Annotated in this window: 2 protein-coding genes; both read left to right on the top strand. The window is 64.3% G+C overall.

The window, feature by feature from the left end; genetic code table 11:
* A partial coding sequence (locus ACGFR7_RS37465) for a polyketide synthase dehydratase domain-containing protein (RefSeq protein ID WP_393328548.1) occupies window positions 1-1,429 on the top strand: 1,429 nt, incomplete at its 5' end.
* Between the two features lie 20 nt (window positions 1,430-1,449).
* On the top strand, window positions 1,450-2,367 hold a 918-nt coding region (locus tag ACGFR7_RS37460; RefSeq protein ID WP_393328551.1), incomplete at its 3' end, for a beta-ketoacyl synthase N-terminal-like domain-containing protein.

Raw genomic sequence — 2,367 nt, 5'->3', positions numbered from 1 at the left:
CATCGACTGGCACGCCACCTTCACCGACCACGAACCCCAACGCATCCAACTCCCCACCTACCCCTTCCAACACGACCACTACTGGCTCGACAACGGGAGTCGTAGGCCGGATGTCGACGCCGCGGGGCAGGAAGCGATCAACCACATCCTGGCAAACGCGCTGGTAGAACTGGCGCAGACGGATGGTCTTCTCCTCACGGGCTGCCTCTCCGAGAGCACTCACCCCTGGATTGCCGACCACGTAGTCGGTGGCGTCATGGTCTTGCCCGCATCGGCCTTGCTCGAAATGGCGTTCCGGGCGGGTGCGGAAGTCGGGGCGGACCATATCGAGGAACTGACCCTGGAGGCGCCGTTGGTCTTCCGTAGGGGCGCCAGGGTCAAGTTCCAGGTCGCCATGGCGGCGCCGGACGCGGACAGCAGGCGCGTGGTGAGCGTGCATTCCCACAGCGAATCGGGATGGGTGCGGCACGCGATCGGATGCATGGTGAGGTCGTCCGCGCGGGACACCGGTAAGTCCACCGAAGTGGAGGAGTGGCCGCCGATGGGGGCCACCGCTCTCGATCTGAGCGGTGCCTATGAAGGCCTGGTCGAGCGCGGATACGACTACGGCCCGGCGTTCCAGTGTCTGCGCGCAGCGTGGCGCGACGGCCAGGACGTATTCGCCGAAGTCGCACTGCCCGAACCGGAAATCGGCAATCCTGGCTCTTTCCTCCTGCACCCGGCTCTGCTGGACGCAACCCTCCAGTCTCTGTTGGTCGCTGATCTGCACGAGGAAGCGCAACAGATTCGGATGCCCTTCTCCTGGACGGGGGTATCGTTGTATGAGCCGGGAGCCTCCGTGTTGCGGTGCAGGATCTCAAGGCGGCAGCCGGACACTCTCTCGCTGAGCATTACGCAGGCCACGGGCCGTCCCGTGGCATCGGTGGAGTCCTTGGTGCTGCGGCCGATATCCGCTGAGAAAATCGGAACTGCCGAACCGGTACGGAAAACGCGTGCTCGACAGGCGAACAGGGCGGACGAAATATCTCTCCAGCACCGGTTGGCCAACCTCTCAGCAAACGCAAAAATACGTGCTCTCGTGGACATTGTCCGCACGTACGCCGCTGCCGTCCTGGGATACAAGGAGGACTCGGGAGAGATCGGCGCCAGGACGGCGTTCACCGAACTCGGCCTCGGTTCCATGGAAGCCGTGCAGCTGCGTAACAAACTGAACACGGCTACGGGCCTGCGGCTACCGACCACGTTCGCCTTCGAGTACTCAACCGCTGAGGCGATGGCGCGGAAACTGTGTGACGAGCTGTTCCCGAGTTCGTCCCCGTCCACGGAACCTGAACACGTGCCGGAGGAACCTGCGGCAGCCGGTGCCGATGCTGATACAGCTGATCTCGCCGCACTCATCGAGATGGCACACCAAGTCGGCGATCTCTGAGTCACGAGCCTGGGGTAATGATGTCTGAACAGCAGCTCATCAACGCACTACGCGCCTCCGTGAAGGAAAGCGAACGTCTACGACAGAGAAATCGCGAACTTGCCGAAAACAGGCATGAGCCGGTGGCGATCGTGGGAATGGCCTGCCATTACCCCGGTGGGGTGGCCAGCCCTGCCGACTTGTGGAACCTGGTCATCTCCGAAGGGGACGCGGTCTCCGGGTTTCCGGAGGACCGAGGCTGGGATATCGACACACTGTTCAACCCCGATAGCGACATAGCGGGGTCGAGCTATACCCGGCACGGGGGGTTCCTGGCAGATTTCAAGAATTTTGATCCGGAGTTCTTCGGCATCTCTCCGCGTGAGGCGTTGGCGATGGACCCGCAGCAGCGGTTGCTGCTGGAAACGTCCTGGGAAGCCGTCGAAGACGCAGGGATCGACCCCTTCACACTGCGGGAAAGCGACACCAGCCTGTTCATCGGGTCCAACGGGCAGGATTACGCCTCCAGGCTGAGGCGCTACCCCGCCGCGCTGGAAGCACAGTTGGGAACAGGAAGCGCCGCCAGCGTCCTGTCCGGTCGGGTGGCGTATGCGCTGGGCTTCGAGGGGCCCGCGGTGACGGTGGACACGGCGTGTTCGTCGTCGTTGGTGGCGCTGCACTGGGCGGCGCAGTCGCTGCGCTCCGGTGAGAGCTCCCTGGCGCTGGTGGGCGGCGTCACCGTCATGTCCTCACCCTCAAGGTTCGTGGAGTTCAGCCGGCAGCGCGGCCTCGCCCCGGACGGCAGGTGCAAGCCCTTCGCCGCGGCAGCTGACGGGACTGGGTTTGCTGAGGGTGTGGGTGTGTTGGTGGTGGAGCGGTTGTCCGATGCGGTGCGCCAGGGGCATCGGGTGCTCGCCGTGGTGCGGGGCTCTGCGGTGAACCAGGACGGCGCCTCGAAC

Origin of the sequence: Streptomyces sp. NPDC048516 (assembly GCF_043199875.1) — a bacterium.
Lineage (GTDB): Bacteria > Actinomycetota > Actinomycetes > Streptomycetales > Streptomycetaceae > Streptomyces.
Note: the sequence above shows the minus strand (reverse complement) of the source record. Positions and strands in the feature narration are given on the sequence as shown.